The 18,214-nt window shown below is 55.8% G+C and carries 13 protein-coding genes, 1 other RNA gene and 2 pseudogenes; 9 read left to right on the forward strand and 7 right to left on the reverse strand.

Annotated features, from left to right (window positions below):
- Positions 1-118 precede the first annotated feature (118 nt).
- The 9 genes from NTD82_RS05200 (at position 119) to NTD82_RS05240 (ending at position 7,278) form a co-directional block, all read left to right on the forward strand.
- Positions 119-397 carry a hypothetical protein gene (locus NTD82_RS05200; protein WP_095159715.1) on the forward strand — a complete coding sequence of 93 codons (279 nt, stop codon included), beginning with the start codon at positions 119-121 and terminating at the stop codon, positions 395-397.
- A 96-nt stretch (positions 398-493) separates the two neighbouring features.
- Positions 494-885, forward strand: a transfer-messenger RNA (tmRNA) gene (ssrA, locus tag NTD82_RS05205).
- Between the two features lie 164 nt (positions 886-1,049).
- Complete coding sequence (locus NTD82_RS05210) at positions 1,050-2,288, forward strand: tyrosine-type recombinase/integrase (protein WP_262127979.1); 1,239 nt, start codon at positions 1,050-1,052, stop codon at positions 2,286-2,288.
- A gap of 725 nt (positions 2,289-3,013) precedes the next feature.
- Positions 3,014-3,229, forward strand: coding sequence for a helix-turn-helix transcriptional regulator (locus tag NTD82_RS05215; RefSeq protein ID WP_262127980.1), 216 nt, complete (start codon positions 3,014-3,016; stop codon positions 3,227-3,229).
- A 491-nt stretch (positions 3,230-3,720) separates the two neighbouring features.
- Positions 3,721-4,068 carry a metalloregulator ArsR/SmtB family transcription factor gene (locus NTD82_RS05220; protein ID WP_262127981.1) on the forward strand — a complete coding sequence of 116 codons (348 nt, stop codon included), beginning with the start codon at positions 3,721-3,723 and terminating at the stop codon, positions 4,066-4,068.
- Between the two features lie 20 nt (positions 4,069-4,088).
- The gene (locus tag NTD82_RS05225; protein WP_262127982.1) at positions 4,089-5,372 is read left to right on the forward strand and encodes an arsenic transporter; all 1,284 of its coding nucleotides are present in this window, start codon (positions 4,089-4,091) and stop codon (positions 5,370-5,372) included.
- A gap of 14 nt (positions 5,373-5,386) precedes the next feature.
- A complete protein-coding gene (locus tag NTD82_RS05230) occupies positions 5,387-5,857 on the forward strand; it encodes an arsenate reductase ArsC (RefSeq protein ID WP_262127983.1) in 471 nt (156 codons plus the stop codon).
- 23 nt (positions 5,858-5,880) lie between these two features.
- Positions 5,881-6,594: an arsenical resistance protein ArsH gene (arsH, locus tag NTD82_RS05235; protein WP_262127984.1), complete on the forward strand. Its 714-nt coding sequence runs from the start codon at positions 5,881-5,883 to the stop codon at positions 6,592-6,594.
- A gap of 324 nt (positions 6,595-6,918) precedes the next feature.
- Entirely contained in the window at positions 6,919-7,278 is a 360-nt protein-coding gene (locus NTD82_RS05240; protein WP_262127985.1) for a response regulator, read from the forward strand.
- Between the two features lie 23 nt (positions 7,279-7,301).
- Here the strand turns inward: NTD82_RS05240 and NTD82_RS05245 are convergent, their stop codons facing one another.
- The 7 genes and pseudogenes from NTD82_RS05245 to NTD82_RS29240 all read right to left on the reverse strand — a co-directional run.
- The gene (locus NTD82_RS05245; RefSeq protein ID WP_262127986.1) at positions 7,302-8,852 is read right to left on the reverse strand and encodes a sensor histidine kinase; all 1,551 of its coding nucleotides are present in this window, start codon (positions 8,850-8,852) and stop codon (positions 7,302-7,304) included.
- A 168-nt stretch (positions 8,853-9,020) separates the two neighbouring features.
- A pseudogene (locus NTD82_RS05250) lies at positions 9,021-10,073 on the reverse strand (cation:proton antiporter); the annotation flags it as partial.
- A gap of 282 nt (positions 10,074-10,355) precedes the next feature.
- On the reverse strand, positions 10,356-11,444 hold the full coding sequence (locus tag NTD82_RS05255) for an HD-GYP domain-containing protein (RefSeq protein ID WP_262127987.1): 1,089 nt from the start codon (positions 11,442-11,444) through the stop codon (positions 10,356-10,358).
- Entirely contained in the window at positions 11,434-14,262 is a 2,829-nt protein-coding gene (locus tag NTD82_RS05260; RefSeq protein WP_262127988.1) for an ATP-binding protein, read from the reverse strand. Before NTD82_RS05260 ends, NTD82_RS05255 begins: the two co-directional genes overlap by 11 nt.
- 377 nt (positions 14,263-14,639) lie before the next feature.
- Positions 14,640-16,082 (reverse strand): diguanylate cyclase, encoded by a 1,443-nt coding sequence (locus NTD82_RS05265; RefSeq protein WP_262127989.1) that lies wholly within the window; start codon positions 16,080-16,082, stop codon positions 14,640-14,642.
- A gap of 269 nt (positions 16,083-16,351) precedes the next feature.
- On the reverse strand, positions 16,352-17,215 hold the full coding sequence (locus NTD82_RS29235) for a methyl-accepting chemotaxis protein (RefSeq protein WP_410017030.1): 864 nt from the start codon (positions 17,213-17,215) through the stop codon (positions 16,352-16,354).
- Positions 17,210-17,974, reverse strand: a pseudogene (locus NTD82_RS29240) (MCP four helix bundle domain-containing protein); the annotation flags it as partial. The gene NTD82_RS29235 and the pseudogene NTD82_RS29240, both read right to left, overlap by 6 nt.
- Positions 17,975-18,214: the final 240 nt, after the last annotated feature.

Raw genomic sequence — 18,214 nt, forward strand, 5'->3', positions numbered from 1 at the left:
CGGCGGGCCGTTACCGGTCAACGGCCCGCCGCGAGATTCATCTGAACCCCTGGCAAGCGGCGAAGTCCATCCTGATAGGCCCCATCTTCCCGAGGCCTTCCCAGCCAAGGAGATTCACATGAAGCGTACTGTGATTACCGGACTGTTCATGAGCGCCGCACTGCTTGCATCCCCTGTGTTTGCCGCGGACGACCTGTGTGCTGCGAACCTGCAGAAAATCGACGATCAAGCGGCCACCCTCAGCACGACCTCGGAAAACCTCGCCAAGTCAGTCAAGGAACAAACCGACGACGCCCGCGCCGCCCAGGCAGCAGGCAACGACAAGGACTGCATCGCCCTCACCACGAAGGCCCTGAAGGATCTGGAAGACAGCACCAAAGGCGGCGGTAACCAGTGAGCCAGCGCATCCGGGCGATGGTGTACGTCGCCCGGATGATGGCGTATACTCCGCCCCACGCGCTGGATAAAGGCGCTCAGCTAGAGAGCAACAATTGGGGCCGATTAGGATTCGACGCCGGTAGTGAAACTCTAGGTGCATGCCGAGTTGGTAACAGAACTCGTAAATCCACTGTTGCAACTTTCTATAGTTGCCAATGACGAAACCTACGAGGGCTACGCTCTCGCTGCGTAAGCAGCCGAGCCCGCTCTTCTGGTAGCTTCGGCTCCAGCAATCACCAGGGGATGCCTGTAAACCCGAAGTGATTGTCATACAGAACAGGATCGCCGTGCAGTACGTTGTGGACGAATCGGCTAAAACTTACACAACTCGTCCAAAGCACCCTGCCCGTCGGGCGGCTGCGGATTAACTCAGTAGACACGGCTAAGCATGTAGTACCGACAGCGGAACACTGGCGGACGGGGGTTCAAATCCCCCCGGCTCCACCAAACATATGTTTTCACATGCTTCCTCATGATTGGAAACGACCCGAGAAGCCCGCCTTGTGCGGGCTTTCTTGTATCTGAATGCCTCCAAGCATTTCCACACATTCTTGCTCTTCGTGTATCCCGCTGTGTATCCTCTCTGAAAATTTGAACCGAGGGATACAAGAGTGAAGCGCGATCAGATCAAGCGCCGCCCTATGGCCGATACCGTGCTTGCGAGTCTGGAGCCGGAAGCAAAGGAATATCGAGAACCTGACGGTGACAATCTCTACTTCCGCGTGAAACCGAACGGCACCAAGTCATGGCAGTTGCGGTACAAGAAAGCCAACGGTGCTTGGTCGTTTATGGGGATTGGCGGCTACGGTAGCGGCGTCCACCAACTGACTGGAGAACAAGCGCGACGAAAGGCTCGTGAGCTGCGCGAAAGCACTTCTAAAGGCGGCGATGTGATGCTGACCAAGCGCGCGAAGAAAGCCGCAGAGCTTGAAGCAGCAAACAGCACCTTCGAGAATCTGGCACGTGAGTGGCACGTACTCAAGTCCAAAACTTGGACAGAGGGGACTGCGACACGGACCATCGGAGCGCTTGAAAAACACGTTTTTCCTATCTTTGGAAGACGCTCCTTCGCTGAAATTCTGCCAAAGGAATGGATGGACTTCCTGCTTGCCATGGAGAAGACAGGCATTGTCGAACAGACCAGTCGCGTACGCGGTATGTGCAAGGAAGTCTATGACCTTGCCCGCGTTACGGGTCGGGCAACCCACAACCCTCTCGAAGGGCTGAGCAAGTACCTACTGAAGAAACCAGTGGAAAACTATGCACATGTGCCAGCAGATGAACTGCCAGCCTTGTTGAGAGCGATGCGCTCTTACCCACATGCCTCTGATTTGAGAATCGGCCTGCAACTCCTCTCGATGCTGGCATGCCGTACCTCAGAATTACGAGAAGCATCGTGGACAGAGTTCGACCTCAATGCAGGACTCTGGCTGATACCCGCTCAACGTATGAAACGCCGTCGCGAGCACCTGGTTCCTCTTTCACGCCAGGCACTTGAGCTGCTGAAAGAGCTACAACACATCACCGGTAGCTATCCCCTGCTTTTCCCAGGACGCGGAAACGCATCCAAACCACGAAGCAACACCGCTTTTCTGATGGCACTCCGCCGGTTGGGTTACGAAGGTCGCCAAACCGGTCATGGATTCCGTCATCTAGCCAGCACCATACTCAACGAGCACGGATTTGACTCGCAACACGTCGAGGCCCAGTTGTCTCACGTAAAGGACGGCGTGCGAGGGGTGTACGACAAGAGCACCTATCTGGAACAGCGCAAGACCATGATGCAGTGGTATGCCGACCATCTGGACAGACTGGCGGCAGGGAATGTCGTAGAACTCAAACGAGCATAGGGAAAAGTAGCGTGGCCGGATCGGTTCTATACAGAGATGGGCGACACTGGTCCCGACACTTCAAAACTGAGGTCAAGGCCAATACCAACACGGGTCTGATACGCAGCCTGCATCTGCTGACAAACTATCGGATCACAGAAAGTAACTTGACGGAGCTACTGAGGGCAGTCGCGTGGGCAGGTCACCACCACCATAAAGCTACCCGGTGCGTGTTGCCCACCAAACCAGACTCCGTCCGACAGCTAAAAACCTTGCTGAAGCTCAGAGGAACTGATTTGGCGCAGGCAATCGAGCACTGCGATAGGACTACAAGAATCGCTATTGCGGAAGCGGAGAACGCTCTGCCTCAAGTGACATGGGTCAATACACCCAGCGAAATTGACGGGTTAGCCATTCAGGCTCTGTCACCAGAAAGCATCCGCGACTCAATAATACTAGCCCTCTCTATAATTGAATCTCGGAAGATGTCGCGCGGACCGAAAGAAAAACCGTACCAGCTTAGATTGATGCACGCTTGCCTGAGAGTTTGGGAGGAGCATTTCCCGCCCAAGGCCCCTAAATGTCTAAATTTCTGCCAAGCAGTTTTTGATGCGGCTGGCATATCTCTCGGGACCAAGAGCTTGGAAGCACTATTAACAAAGGCGCGAAAAGGTCGAATTAATTAGGGTGCCTGATTGATGCTTTTGTAGCGAAATAGCGACCTACAAACGGTTACGGAAGCACTCATGATGAACACGACAGCTAAAGTTCTTATCCGCCAGTCAGCCCTCTGTGACTTGCTCGACTTGTCCCGTTCCGGTCTGGACAAGCTTCGCAAAAAAGATCCGACGTTCCCAAAACCGCTCAAAGATGGCGAGTCGCGCCAAGCTGCCGCCTACTATGTTATGGCTGAAATCGAAGCATGGATTCAGTTGCGGGTTGCTGCTAGGGACGCAGGCTAGAACTAGCTCACAAATCGCTCAACAGTCGCCACCAAGAAGCTCGCTCACTGGCATCAGTCTTCAATCAACGTCCGATGCCCCATACCCGCTAGCCTGTCTAGATACATTGAGGGTCTGGTCAACGAATTGATGCTATCGGCGCGGTATAACGCCAACTCAAATATTGGCTATACGAACGCTCATGTGACCGCAGTGAAGTTGCAAGTAGCTTGCGTTTATCGGGGTTCAGGAGATTCCATCAGGCTCGGGAAACATTAGCTTTTGTGAGCACTAGCTCTGCATGCGTAATTGCACTCACGTGACCACACGTTTGCATTCGACGTGAAAAGTCACTTGCAGTCGGTCTGACGAGTCGCACGCACAGCTAAGGGACGACAGTGGTCATCTATGACAGGCAGCTAACGACCCATAGCGGACGTTCAGCCGAAACGTGCTTGCAAGTAACATATGGAAATTCGTATATTCGATTTTCCATATGTATTGGTGCAGCCATGATCACTCCACCTGATGTCTTCAAGAGTCTATCTGACGAGACCCGCGCTCGCGCCACCCTGCTGATCGCCAGCCTGGGTGAACTGTGCGTCTGCGAACTAATGTGTGCGCTGAACGACAGCCAGCCGAAAATCAGCCGCCACCTCGCGCAACTGCGCAGCATTGGCATGCTGCTGGATCGCCGTCAGGGGCAATGGGTGTATTACCGCCTCAACCCGGAACTACCAACGTGGGTGAGCGAGATGCTGGAGGTGACTACCCAGGCGAATGCCGAGTGGCTACAGATCAACGTATCCCGCTTGCAAAGCATGGAGGACCGTCCTGTTCGTGCCGCTGCCTGCTGTTAAGCCCAACCTTCGAGCCTTCCATGCTAGTTTCATTCGCCGTCTTCGTGTTCACCCTAACGTTAGTGATTTGGCAGCCCAAGGGCCTTGGCGTTGGTTGGAGCGCCGCATTGGGTGCAATTATTGCGTTGGCTGTTGGCGCTGTATCTCTCCACGATATCCCGACTGTATGGGCCATCGTGTGGAATGCCACGGCCACCTTCATCGCAGTAATCATCATCAGCTTGCTTCTGGATGAGGCGGGCTTCTTCGAATGGGCTGCATTGCATGTGGCTCGCTGGGCGAATGGAAGCGGATACCGATTGTTCTCCTTCTGCGTGCTGCTCGGGGCAGCAGTTTCAGCACTGTTCGCCAACGACGGTGCGGCACTGATCCTGACACCGATAGTGATTGCCATGCTGCTGGCCTTGCGCTTCTCCCCAGCGGCGACACTGGCATTTGTTATGGCGGCGGGGTTCATTGCGGATACCGCGAGCCTACCGCTGGTAGTGTCGAACCTGGTTAATATCGTCTCCGCCGACTACTTCAACATCGGTTTCAGCGAATACGCCTCGGTTATGGTGCCAGTCAATCTGGTCAGCATCGCCGCCACGCAGGGCATGCTGCTGTGGTTCTTCCGTAAAGACCTACCGCGCACCTACGATCTGGATCATTTAAAGACTCCCGAAGCCGCCATCCGCGATGAGGCGACATTCGTTGCGGGCTGGTGGGTACTGGCGCTGCTGCTGGTTGGCTTCTTCGCCATCGAGCCGCTGGGCGTTCCTATCAGTGCCATCGCTGCCGTTTGTGCGTTGATCCTCTACCTGATAGCTGCTCGCGGGCATGTCATCTCTACCCGCAAGGTGCTCAAGGAAGCGCCTTGGCAAGTCGTGGTGTTCTCGCTTGGCATGTACCTCGTGGTCTACGGCTTGCGTAACGCCGGGCTTACCGACTACCTGACGCAGGTTCTCAATGTCTTCGCTAGCTATGGAGTCTGGGGTGCATCACTCGGGGCCGGGCTGCTCGCCGCTGGCCTATCGTCAGTCATGAACAACATGCCCACTGCGCTGGTGGGCTCCCTGTCCATTCATTCCGCCGAGGCCACTGGCATCGTGCGGGAAGCCATGGTCTACGCCAACGTCATCGGCTGTGACCTCGGTCCCAAGATTACTCCCATCGGAAGCTTGGCCACCTTGCTGTGGCTGCACGTCCTGGCCCGCAAAAACATCGTCATTACCTGGGGCTACTACTTCCGCACAGGCATCGTGCTAACGCTGCCGATCCTACTTGCCACCTTGGCCGCACTGGCCATCCGCCTGAGCTTTTGAACCGGAGATATCTGATGAAAGTCTTGTTCATGTGCACCCACAACAGTTGCCGCAGTATCTTGTCCGAGGCGCTGTTCAATCACCTCGCCCCTGAGGGAATGCAAGCTGTAAGCTCGGGCAGCTTCCCCAGCGGCAAGGTCAATGAGCGGGCACTAAAGACTCTGGAATCCGCCGGTATCTCAACTGCTGGCCTTTCGAGCAAGGCTTCGGACGCTTTTGAAAGCGCCCCCCCTGACATCGTTATCACTGTTTGCGACCGCGCTGCTGGTGAGGCTTGCCCAATCTTCTTCGGTCCGTCGCTCAAGGCCCACTGGGGCCTGGCCGACCCTTCGCTTGTGACCGGGAGTGAGGCGGAAATCGAAGAAGCGTTCCAGACCACGCTGGCGAAGATCGATGAGCGTGTACGCAGATTCGTAGCTCTGCCTTTCCAGCAACTGAGCCAGGACGAGCTGAAAGCCGAACTCGCTCGCATTGGCTCGCTCTAGTTCTTGGATCGATGGAGACCGAGATGAATGACAACCTGCCGAACGTTCGGCCAGAACTGATCGATTTGCCGTTACTGGATCGAATGGAGCCGAATACTCCTTCGACCCACAAACCACGCATGTTGCTGCTTTATGGATCGACCCGCGAGCGTTCCTTTAGCCGCTTGATGGTCCAGGAGGCTGCGAGGCTGTTGGAAGAGTTCGGCGCCGAAACCCGCATCTTCGATCCTTCGGGCCTGCCGCTGCCTGACGATGTGCCTGTTGAGCATTCTAAGGTGCAAGAGTTGCGCGACCTGGTGTTGTGGTCGGAGGGCCAGGTGTGGTGCTCGCCGGAGCGTCACGGTGCAATGTCTGCCGTGTTCAAGGCTCAGATCGACTGGATACCGCTGGCCCTTGGAGCCGTGCGCCCTACTCAGGGCAAGACATTGGCGGTGATGCAGGTATGCGGCGGCTCTCAATCCTTCAACGTGGTCAACCAGATGCGGGTGCTAGGCCGCTGGATGCGCATGTTTACCATCCCCAACCAGTCTTCGGTGCCCAAGGCGTACCTGGAGTTCGACGAGGCTGGGCGCATGAAACCCTCGGCCTACTACGACCGTGTTGTCGATGTCATGGAAGAGCTGGTGAAGTTCACCATGCTGTTGCGTGATCGCCAAGAGTTCCTCGTGGACCGTTACTCAGAACGCAAAGAGAGCGCCGAGCAGCTATCTGCCCGTGTGAACCAGTGCTCGATCTGATGCTATGCTCGGAATGTCAGCTTCGGGTCGTTAGCGACCGATCATGAATTACCGTTTTCGCCATTCAGCATGCGTGCAACGGGTCATATCGAACACAAATGGCAAGTCACGTCGAATGCAACCGGTGGGTCAGCATTGATCACTCGTCACTTGTAGGCCAATTCTCCAGTTCAGCACGGTGGCTTAACCGGAACATCCGGCCGGAGGCTATGTCCTCCAGAGTGCACATTCTTGCGCTCTTGCGCCGTCTGTCCTTCATTCCGTCAGTCCCTAGAAACAAAGGTGAATGTGCTGACACCAATAGGGAGATGGTGGGAGAAATTTATGCGTGGGCTGGTGTTGGTGGTGGAGGATGACGACATCCTCCGATGGTTGATGACTGAAGTGGTAACGCACTTGGGGCACGGCGTCGTCGAGTGCGCAAGCGCCGATGACGCCATCCGCAAACTGCAAGAGGGTCAACCGTTGGAGTTGCTGATTACCGATGTACGCATGCCCGGTCATTATGATGGTCTGGATCTGGCCAAAGCAGCATGGGCGTTGCGCCCCGAACTGCCGGTCATTATCGTTTCAGGCAATACGGCGCTTGAGCCGGGTTTTCTTCCGAGCAATGCCCGGTTCATTACCAAGCCGTGCACCTTGGATGCATTGAGCCACGCGATCAATGAACTCCTGTGCCAATGAAACGAAGCGTAGCGGTCTAGCCCTTACACCTTGAATCGCACGCGAATGGTACTTTTTCCAGACTGCCTGTCGATCGAAATGGCCGCAGCCCCGAATCCGCAGTAATTCTTGACCAGACGCATACCCAGGCCGGTACCGGTTGGCTTGGGATAGGTGTCCGGGAAACCATCCCCCTCATCTGAAACGCTGATCAGCGCATGATCGCCGGCATCCTTCACTTCGACCTCAATGGTCCCTTTCCCGTATTTCAGTGCATTGGTGATCAACTCGGACACCACCAAGCCTAACGGCGCCATTCGCTCTGGAGAAAGCGCCAATGGGTCGGCATCCAGCTCGATTTTTCGGTCAGCCAGTGCCCGGCCTAGGTCATCCAGCAACGCCTTGAGGTAGTCCGATGCCAAAATGGCTTGCTCATGCGAGGCGTTGTATAGACGCTCATGCACGCTGGCGATGGTGACGACCCGACCGGCCGCAGTTTGAAGCTGAATCCTGACAGCCTCATCGGGAGTCAGGTTGGCTTGAAGAAGCAGTAAGGTATTGACCAGATGGAGGCTGTTCTTGACCCGGTGATGGACCTCCTCCACGTCCATGTTGCTTCTGTTGAGTAGGGTGTTTTGCGCTTCTATCAGCGATAGCAATTGGGCTTCGTGATGCCGACGCTCTGTGATGTCCCGGGAGACCGCAATAACTTTTTCTACAGCGCCTTCAGGACCCAAGATAGGGGCGACAGTCACATCCCACCACTTGGGCTCAGCGAGTGCTGTAGGACAGAGAGCTTCGAAACGTGTCGATTCGCCGCTCACTACCTTTTCCAATGCATTAAGTACCAGTGATTCGGACTCTTGAGGCCATAGATGCCACCAGGATTTGCCTTTGACCTGAGCCAGGTCGCCGATCTGCATCAAACACAGGCCGGCGTCGTTCATGAATTCGATTTCCCCCTCGTTCGAAAGGACTTTCACGCAGTCGGGACTGGCGTTGAGCATGCTTTCCGAATAAGGGTTTGAAGCGGGAACGTCAGCGCCGGCGGCCAGTCTTTCCAAGGTCATCGAGATAACGCTGGATATGCCTTCCAGGAAGACCAGATCGCTTTCGATGAAGTCATCACCGTCGCTACTGTCAGCTTCCAATACCCCAAAAGGGACCGATATGCCCCGGATAGGCACGTTGATCGCGCGCTCTATACCGTATCTCTTCAGCAGCTCTGGGGTCCGAAAACGCTCTTCCTGGCCGAGATGGTTGGAAAGCACTGGACGGTAGGTCGATATGGCATAACCGGCCGGGCTAGCGACATCGCCACCTACAATTGCGCTACCGATGTCCTCCTCATCCCAGCCAACCCCGTAAGCGAGGAGGAAATCATTGGTGTCCTCAATCGGAGTGAGGACCTTGGCAAAGCGCGTTTGCATCCCTTCTGCCACCACCGTACATGCCTGATTAATCAACGCATCAAGGCTGTTCGATTTCAGCGAGTGAACACCAAACTCGACAACCAATTCATGCTGTCTCTTGAGTCGGGCATGAGTCTTTCGTAGCGCAGCCCGGATCGTCTCATCAGGAGTCGAGTGTTCCATAAACGGTGTTCCACAACGGGGGTGGGGGTCGTTATCGTCGCACCGGCGCACTACAGAAACAATCGCATCGATGATGGAGCTTCAGCGGCTTGGGCAGCTCTCCAGCATAGTTCGGCCGCCGAGCAAATGTCCTGGTCCTTGACTTTTAGGAGAAGGTTTTGTCGCGGATCAAGGCGTCCGCTTTCGCCGGGCCTGATATCGTGCCAGGAGAGGCTGAACAGAGAGACCATGGACCAAGATGCTCAGCGCAACGACTGACAGAACCAGGTGGCTGCTCTGCGCTGCAGCACTCGGGGGGAAGCCCGTGATTCATCGCGTAGAAGAGGTAGTCTAGGCTGCCGATTCCCTTGATGCCGAACCAGCCCAGAAGTCCTCGCTGAGGAGCATCCAAACCTTGGCGCAAAGGGGTGAGAAAAAGGCTGAGTGGTCGGATGATACAGAACAGTGCGCCCGCAACGATTAGTCCCTGCCAATCCCAATGCTCCAGCAGCACCACACCCAAGAGCGTGACCAGAAAGACCTCCATTGCCCGCTCAACCAGGCTACCGAACGCTAGCATATCGCCCAGCATGATCCCTGCCGCGACCCGGGAGTCGTCGAGCTCTCCCACGTCCCCCTTAACGGCCAGCTCTGGCGCCACATGCTGGTGACCCACCACAGCCTGCACCAGGTGTTCTGCCGCGGGATCTGAAGGACTCGCAGCAGTAAGCACTTCAGCCTGCCGCAGCCCGAGACCAGCCGCGAACACTGCCAGGAAACCATAGACCTGTATCGCCTCGGTGATGACATAGGCAAGCGCCACAAGAGCCAGGGCAAGGTAATCATTAGGCGAGACCGTGCTGTCGTCGTTGCGCAAGCGTAAGCTGCCCACAGCACATCCCCCACGACCCAATGGATGAACCACGGCTCCACGGGATTTCGCTGTACTAGCAGCCCCAGCATTACGAAGGGAAAGGCCACACCATCGTTCAACCCGGCCTCTCCCGACAAGCCAAAGCGCACAGGGTCATCATCCTGGGCATCTACCACCTGCACGAGGGTTACAAGCACTGGATCTGTGGGGGCGAGAATTGCGCCAATTAGCACCGAAACGCCCCAACTCATGTTGAGTGCGTAATGAAGCAGGAGGCAAACACCTCCTATGCACACCACGAGCACTGGGCCCGCAAGATAGAACGCTGTCCGCCACCTGGGCGGTGTCAGTCCTAAGGACTTCGAAAGTGCCTCACTTTGAGGCTGGAAAATGTCTATGGGGATGGGGGCAGTCCACATTGATCAGTCTGACGCGGGCAAGTGACACAGTCCCCTGCGCCATTAAAATTCCGAGTTTTCGAAACAGATGCGAAATTTTCGAATTAAATGCGACTGAAGTACTCACTGGGGTCCTTACAACGGCTAGCGTTGATCAGAAACTGCCACCACAGGTAGTTTCCCATCGACGATGATGTGTGATAGTTCGCAGCCAGCATTACTAAGCGCCTATGTAGAGCAACCCTTGATTGTTCACCTTCCCTGGCTCTGAATCCTGTCCGCGTCAGCATGCTGGCTGTCTGCGAAGAAGAGTTCGATCTCCGAAAAAAGGCTACACATCACTTGAACCAGTGTCGGATCAAAGTGCTTCCCCGACTGCTCAATAACATATGCTTGGGCACGCTCCGCTGACCAACTCGGCTTGTAAGGCCGTGGCATACGCAGGGCGTCGTAGACATCGCACAGCGCCACGATGCGTGCCTCCAAGGGGATCGCTTCACCTGCAAGCCCTTGCGGATAGCCGCTGCCGTCCCATTTTTCGTGGTGACAATAGGCAATCTGGGCCGCCATTCCGGTCAGTTCGTCCACCGGGTCATCATGCAGAATGTTGTACCCGATAGTGGGATGCTCCATGATCACCTGCCGCTCTTCGGTGGTCAGCACACCCTCTTTGAGCAAAATGTGATCCGGTATGCCGATCTTGCCCAAATCATGCATGGGCGAAGCCTTACGCAATTGCTGACACCAGTTTTCAGGCATGCCTGCGCCCTGCGCCAGTAGCGCCGAAATTTCTCCTATCCGATAAATATGTTCACCGGTTTCATTGTCTCGATAGCTTGCGGCCCTTCCCAATGCGCGTATCGCTGCTTGGTAGCTCGCGTGCAATTGCATGGTGCGCTGCAGGACCTGGACCTCAAGATCCAGATTCAGTTGGTGAAGCTTCTGGGTCGTTTGAGCCAAGCGCAGGCAATTACGTACTCGTAATACCAGTTCGGGTAAATCCAGAGGTTTGGTTAGATAGTCGTTGGCGCCCAGCTCCAGACCCTTGCGTCGGCTCGTGGCATCAGTCAGCGCGGTTAGAATTATGACTGGCCGCCTAGAGCGATCACGTCCTGCGAGTTTTTCCAGTATCTGGAAACCGTCCGGCTCCGGCATGTCGAGATCGAGCAGCAACAGGTCCCAAGGATTGCTATCCAGCCACTGCAGCCCTGCTGCCGAATCAGTGAAGCTGCTGACATTGGATAAGCCAAATGCTTTCAGGCTCGATGAAAGCAGGCGCAGATTCGCTGCCACGTCATCGATGAGAACGATGCGGACATCGGAAGGAATATCAGTAAACATCGCTATGCTCCTGTTCAAGCAGAAGGCCAATGAGTTCTGCCAGCTCATCATTGTCCAGCGGCTTGCCCAAAACACCCTGGAACTCGATGCCCAGCATGGCTAGGCTGCGCGGGGTGCTGCCAATGAGTATCAGGGACATATCTTGTCCTTGAGCGCACCGCCTGATCTGCCGAAGAGTGTTGATTCGCGCGGCATCCTCTTCGTCGCAGTCAACAAGCAGAATCGCCGGTGCGCCTTTATCACGGGCATCGGCCAGACAGTGAGCGAGTGGGCCCTCCTGAAACTCGATATGGTCAGCATGCAGCAGTCGGAAAGTATCCATCGCTCTAGGATCCGAACCGGAGTAGAACAATCGAGGGTGGATGAGTGTGTGCACTGGATTCGTCGCACGTTCTGCGCCCCTGGCCAGCTCTATCCAGAACCGGCTTCCCTCTCCTGGCACGCTGTATAGCCCCATCTTGCCCTCCATGAGTGACGCCAGTTCCCTACAGAGGGCCAGGCCAATCCCTGTACCTTGAATGGCGGTGTTTTCTTTTCCCAGACGCTGAAACGGCTCGAACAATTCACCTTGCAGGGCCGGTTCTATTCCCATCCCACCGTCTTCAACATAGATGCAAACTCCATCGGTTTTTTGCTCCGCCCCGATGAGTAACTTGCCTTCTGGACGGTTGTACTTGATGGCGTTGGACAGCAAGTTGAGCAGTACCTGTCGTAGCCGTCTCGGCTCCGCCCAGACATCCAGGCCTGGTGGAGGCTTGGTAATTTCAAGGTGCAGACCCGCATTCTGGGCTTGCGGGCCGATCATTTCTGCACATTCCTCCAGCAGGCCAAGCAGAGGAACGGCAACCAGCGTCAGCTTCTGGGTTTCTGCCTGGAGGCTGGACCAGTCCAGCAGGTCATCCACCAGGTTTCCAAGATGCTGGCTCGCTCCCAGAATCTCCTGAAGAAAATCACGGGACTGTAAATCGTTGGCTTGCATGCTCATTAACTGAGCAAAACCATGGATGGCGTTCAGCGGTGTGCGCAACTCATGGCTCATGCTGGATATGAAACGTGACTTGGCTCGGCTAGCCGCCTGTGCCTGCAAGGTACGGTCGCGAAGGTCTTCCTCGGTGTGCTTGAGGGTGTCGATATCGACCAGGGTCCCTAGCGCTATGCGCGTACCCTCAGTTGAATCGTCCAGCGTACGGCCTTGGCAGAGCAGCCAGAGCCAACTGCCATCTTCCCGCAGCAGCCTGAGTTCGACCTCTATGCGCGGTGCTCGGCCAGCTCGTAGGCTATCCAGAGCATCGACAAATTGGATTGCACTCTCTGTCGAGAGGCGCGCCAGGAAACCTTCACGGGACATTCCCCTGACAGGCAAGCCAAGGCGTTTGCACAACCCACCGCGAAACGTGATGCCATCATCTTCAAGGTGGTATTCCCACATGCCGGAAGTTGGGTGATCGATCAGCGACATCAAGCGTCGCTGGGCCATTTGCCTTTGTTGTTCGCTGGTGGCCAACTGTCCACCCATGGTCAAGACACTGCCCGCCATGTCGTCCAGTTCGCGAATGGACGAGTGGGTGCGTATTGGCTGCCATTGTCCTCGACCGATTTCCCCCAGCATTCGGCCTATGCCCGAGATGGGCTGACGAAGCCGCTCGCTCAGATGGCGCGAGCGCATCCACAGGATACTGAAGAACACCAGATAGAACCCGAGAAGACCAATGATCATCAGGTAACCGATGTTGCGGTAGTGGGAAGCCAAGGCATTGGTAGCCGCCATGACCTGTTCCTTGTCAACCACGGCCAGCAGTCGCCACCCCGTACTAGCGATGGTGTTCCAGGCAATCAAGTGCGCCCGTCCCTTCAGCGACACTTCCAGCGTCCCCTGGGTACTTTCCAGCAAACGCGCGGCCAGTTCACGGGTGTCGCCGCGCGACTTCAGATTGAAATCTTCGGGCTTGAACAGTTCATTGCTCAGTTTCTGCGAGTGGCTTTCTTGGGTCAGCTCACGCAGATCGAAATCGTGTTCGGCTTGCTCGGGCATCGCCATGATCGTCGAGTCGGCGGAGACCAGTAGTAGATAGCCGCTCCAAGGCAGCTTGAGTCTGTCAATTTGCGTAAGGAGCTCGCTGACGGTTACATCGATGCCTGCCACCCCCTCCAGGAAGTCGCCCTTGTAGACCGGGGCGATCGCCGACATCATCCAGCCATGCCCCGCAGGATCCAGGTAGACGTCGGTCCAGCGCACGTCTTTGTCCGGATTATGTGCGGCATCGGCAAGGTAATAGAAATTGAACTCGGGAATTCGCATGTCCGGGGGATACTGCTGGTCGGTACGAAACCACGGATAGATGCGGTTATAGCTATCCCAGCTATTGAAGTAGAGGCTGGCTATGGTCCTGTCATGGAGCTTTATCTCCTTGAGCAGCGGATCGAGTGCGGATAGACGTGCGACCTTGGCCAAGTCATGCTGCTGCGCTGGCGTTGCCGAGGAATAGAAAGATGCCGCTCCTCCCCGGTCTTCCGGGCTGTAGCGTGCGCCCTGCGCCGATAACGCCAGAAGCTCATCAGCCGCAGCTACCGGGCGTTGCAATGCCTCCTGAGTCATCCGAGCAAGCAGTGCGGTGGTATCGCCAATATGCTGGAGTTGGTTCTCGATTATCAGCGCGTTTTGCTCCGCACTGGCCCCCAGGCTGTCATTGGCGCTGCGTCCCAGATAGGCCAATTGTGCATCGCGTATGGCTTGGTTGCTCAGAAGATAGCAACCCACCAGCACTGTCTCGACGAGGATGAGCGGAATCAAGGCACTACCCACAAAGGCGCGCCACATCCACTGCCTAAGTCCTGTTCGAGTGGATGCTCCGTTCATCTCTCCTCCCCATACACAGCTAGTGCCATAGTGCCACTATTGTTATAGCTCATTTCCTTACCGTCATGAAAGCACTCGACTCAAACGATAATTCTTCACACTTTCATCAAGTAAAAATTACTTTCATCAGGCAACCATGAAAGCCATGGTTTATTTCTACCGGACATCCAACCAATCGCCTGACGAAATCAAAGTACGAAAGCGCGATAAGCCTCCAATTAAATATGGCCAGCGCCTTGCCATGGATAATAAACGTGCATTGAAATTTCCAGATTTACGATACAGTTATTGAATTTCCATCAAGCAACCGCATGCACGAGTCGTCCGGACGCATTGCGTTAGTCGGAGGCTGCGACGACTCGATTGCGCCCGGATTTCTTCGCCTGGTATAAGCGCCGATCAACCTCTTCGAACACACTCTCGATCGAATCGCCGCCCGGGTGCCAGTCAGCAACGCCGGCCGACAAGGTTATCTGTCCAACAATTTCGATATGTGTAGTTTCCAACGTACGCCGCAAGCGCTCAGCGACCTCCGTCGCGTTGGGCACGGATACTTCAGGCAACAACAGCATGAACTCTTCCCCACCAACTCTGCAGGGCAGATCGTTCGGTCTGGCGCTACGTTGCAGCAACGCTGCGAGCACCTTCAGCGTGTCATCGCCAGTTGCGTGACCATAGGTATCGTTGACGCGCTTGAAGTGATCGATGTCTACGGAGACGACCGCGAATGGCGTTCCAGAGCGCTGCCATTCAGTAATTGCATCGATCATCGCCCTGCGGTTGGGCAGGCCCGTCAATGCATCGCTTTGGGCCTGCCTGTTCAGACGCAGGATTTTTTCACGCAGCAGCGCTGCGCTTTGCAACAGAGCACGTCGAATACGCCACTCTTCAATAAACCGTACCGGCACGGCGCGAATCTGCTCGTAGCTTTCCGCATTGTCCAACTGCCCGGCGCACCTCGCCAGTCGCGCCAGCGGACTGGACAAGTAGCTACCCGCACACAGGATCACTACGATGCCAAGCGCCCCAAGGGGGACCATGCCCAGTACAACTTTCCACGCCAACGTCCGAAGGTTGGCATCGATAGATGCCAACGGCTGCAGCGAGACGACCGCCCATTGCGCGGTCGGTACACTGGCAAAGCCTGCCAGCATGCCATGATCCTGCAGGCTCCCTTCCCCCTTCAAGGCAGCACCTGTAATCACATCATCGGCCAACGTACCGACACGCTGCGGATCGGGGTGATAAAGAATTCTGCCGGAACGGTCCACCAAGTAGACGAACGCCCCGTCATGCCTTACATGCTGGTCTATCAGATCGCGTAGCGCGTTATTTTGATCCAGACGTACAGTCCCGCCCATTAGCCCCAGATATTCGCCATCAACGCTTTCGATGGGGCTGGAAAGAAAGATGACCAGGTTGCCGGCGATGGACTTGAACGCATCGCTGATCATGGCACTACGTCGCTTGAGAGGCTCACGATCACGCAAAGGCTTGCCCTCTAGATGCATCCGAGCGGGCTCGGCGACGATCACATCGCCGCTCGCGCTGGCCATCAGCACCGAGTTGAAATTGTCATCTTGAGCGAGAAGGCGCTGGACCTCATCTGTCCATGCCGCCCTGTCGGTTGGACGGGTTGCTACTCGACCAGAGCTGTATGCCAGACGGGACATATCTGCGCCGAGCAGTTGCTCGACACCGACGGAGATTCTGCGGGCGTAGGACGCATTGTCCTCTAATGCATCCTGAACAAGCGCCTCACGCTGAACGCTGTAGGTCACCCAGAAACTGTTTGCAAGAGTTACAACTGCAGAGAACAACGCAAACAAGAGTATGAGAGTGCGGAGTTTGAACGTTGGCTTGGGCCACGCAGGCATCGGAAAATCCACTAACAAAGGAAACGACTGAGCAAGCTGTCGTTCATCGAACGACAGTTCGCATTAATCACATCGCCTTCCTTTGCAAAGGAGCAGCCGGTATGCCGGCGCCCTGGTGTCCCCTCTCAAGTCCGGGACAGTTACCGACTCATGGGCAAAAGTCCCGTTCCCACTTACAACTGGAAGCGCTGCACCACACCATTCAGGTCAATCGCCAACCTTGATAGCTCCTGGCTTGCCGCACTGGTCTGGTCGGCGCCTGCCGAACTTTGCTGTGACAGGTCGCGGATGTTCAGCAGGTTGCGATCGACCTCGCGGGCAACGTTGGCCTGCTCTTCCGAGGCACTGGCAATGACCAGGTTGCGTTCGTTAATGGCAGAAATCGATTGCGTGATCTCGTCCAGTGCCGCACCCGCAGCACGAGCCACCTCCAGGGTGAAATCGACCCGCTCGCAACTGGTGCGCATCGACGCAACGGCCTGACTGGTGCCCTGGCCTATGGCGGCGATCATCTGCTCGATTTCCTGGGTCGATTGCTGGGTACGGTGGGCCAGAGCCCTGACCTCGTCGGCTACCACGGCAAAACCACGGCCTTGTTCGCCCGCGCGGGCTGCCTCGATGGCCGCGTTGAGTGCGAGCAGGTTGGTCTGTTCGGCAATCGCGCGAATGACTGACAGTACCTGACTGATATCTCGCACGTGGTTAGCCAACTCCTCGACGCTGCCAGAGGTCTGGGTAACGTCCTCAGCCAGGCGGACGATAGAGTTGACCGTCTGCCCGACCTGCTCACGGCCATTGCGCGAGGTCTGGTCGGCCTGACGGGAAGCTTCCGAGGTGCTGACCGCGTTTCGTGCAACTTCTTCTACCGCGCTGGTCATTTCGTTGACTGCGGTAGCGGCCTGCTCGATCTCGGCATTCTGCTGATGCAGACCGCGAGTCGAATCCTCGGTTACCGAGTGCAGTTGCTCGGAAGCGGAAGCCAACTGGCTAGCGGAGTCGGCGATGTGCTGAATAGTGCCCCGCAGACTGGCCTGCATCTCCTGCAACGCATTGAGCAACTGCGCCGGCTCGTCCTGGCCCTTGATCTCGAAGCTGCGGCTCAGATCGCCAGAAGCGACGATTCGGGCCTGCTCCACCGCCTGTGCCAAGGGGATGACCAGACTGCGGGTAAAAATCATCGCCAGCACTAGGGTCAGGACTACGGCCACCACCATCAGGAAGATCACCAGCTTGACTGAGTTGTTAAAGGTCGCGTCGCTCGCGGCTGAAGCAATCTGGGCGCCTTCGCTGTTCATCTGGGTCAGTAGGCCAAGTGCATTGGCAATCTCTTCAGCATACTCGCCCAGCTTTTCCCCCACGACGTGCCTAGCGCCAGCCAGGTCGCCCGATTGGCTCAGCGAAATGGTCAGTCTCGACTGCTCTAGATAAAGTGCCTTGGCCGCTTTGTAGGCCTCGTACCGGGCTCGTTCCTCAGGCGAAGAAATCAATGACTCGTAACGACGCTCGGCAGCGTCTAGGTCAACCAGGGCCTTCTCCAGACTGCGCAACGTGGTATCCCGCGCTGTCCCTTCGACAAGGGCAAAACGCAATGTCAAGGCGCGAATACGTGAGCTGGCGGCAGTAATATCGTTGACTGCGACGATGGATGGCACCCAGTTGCCGTTAACCTCATCGCTCCGAACATCCATCTGTTTCATCTGATAAAGAGCAATAGCCCCCAAGGCAACCAGCAGCACTCCAAGAGTTGAAAACGCAAGTGTAGAGCGGAGGCCAATCCGTATTTTTCTAAACCACATGATATTTTCCTAAATAGCTAGAACACGGTTGAGAGGCAAGGCACTTCACCAGTTTAAATTCGACCAAAACCCAAAATAGCAATTATTCGTTAGAGCTGATAATTAGATTTCTTATTTCTTACCGCCTCTCCCATGTGCGAATTTTAATATTCTCACAAGTACTTATCCACGGTTTAATTTTTAATAGATGAGTAAAAAACCATTACTTTATTGACGTACCGCAACAAATGATCAAGCGTT

The organism is Pseudomonas sp. 5P_5.1_Bac1 (genome assembly GCF_025466015.1).
Classification (GTDB): domain Bacteria; phylum Pseudomonadota; class Gammaproteobacteria; order Pseudomonadales; family Pseudomonadaceae; genus Aquipseudomonas.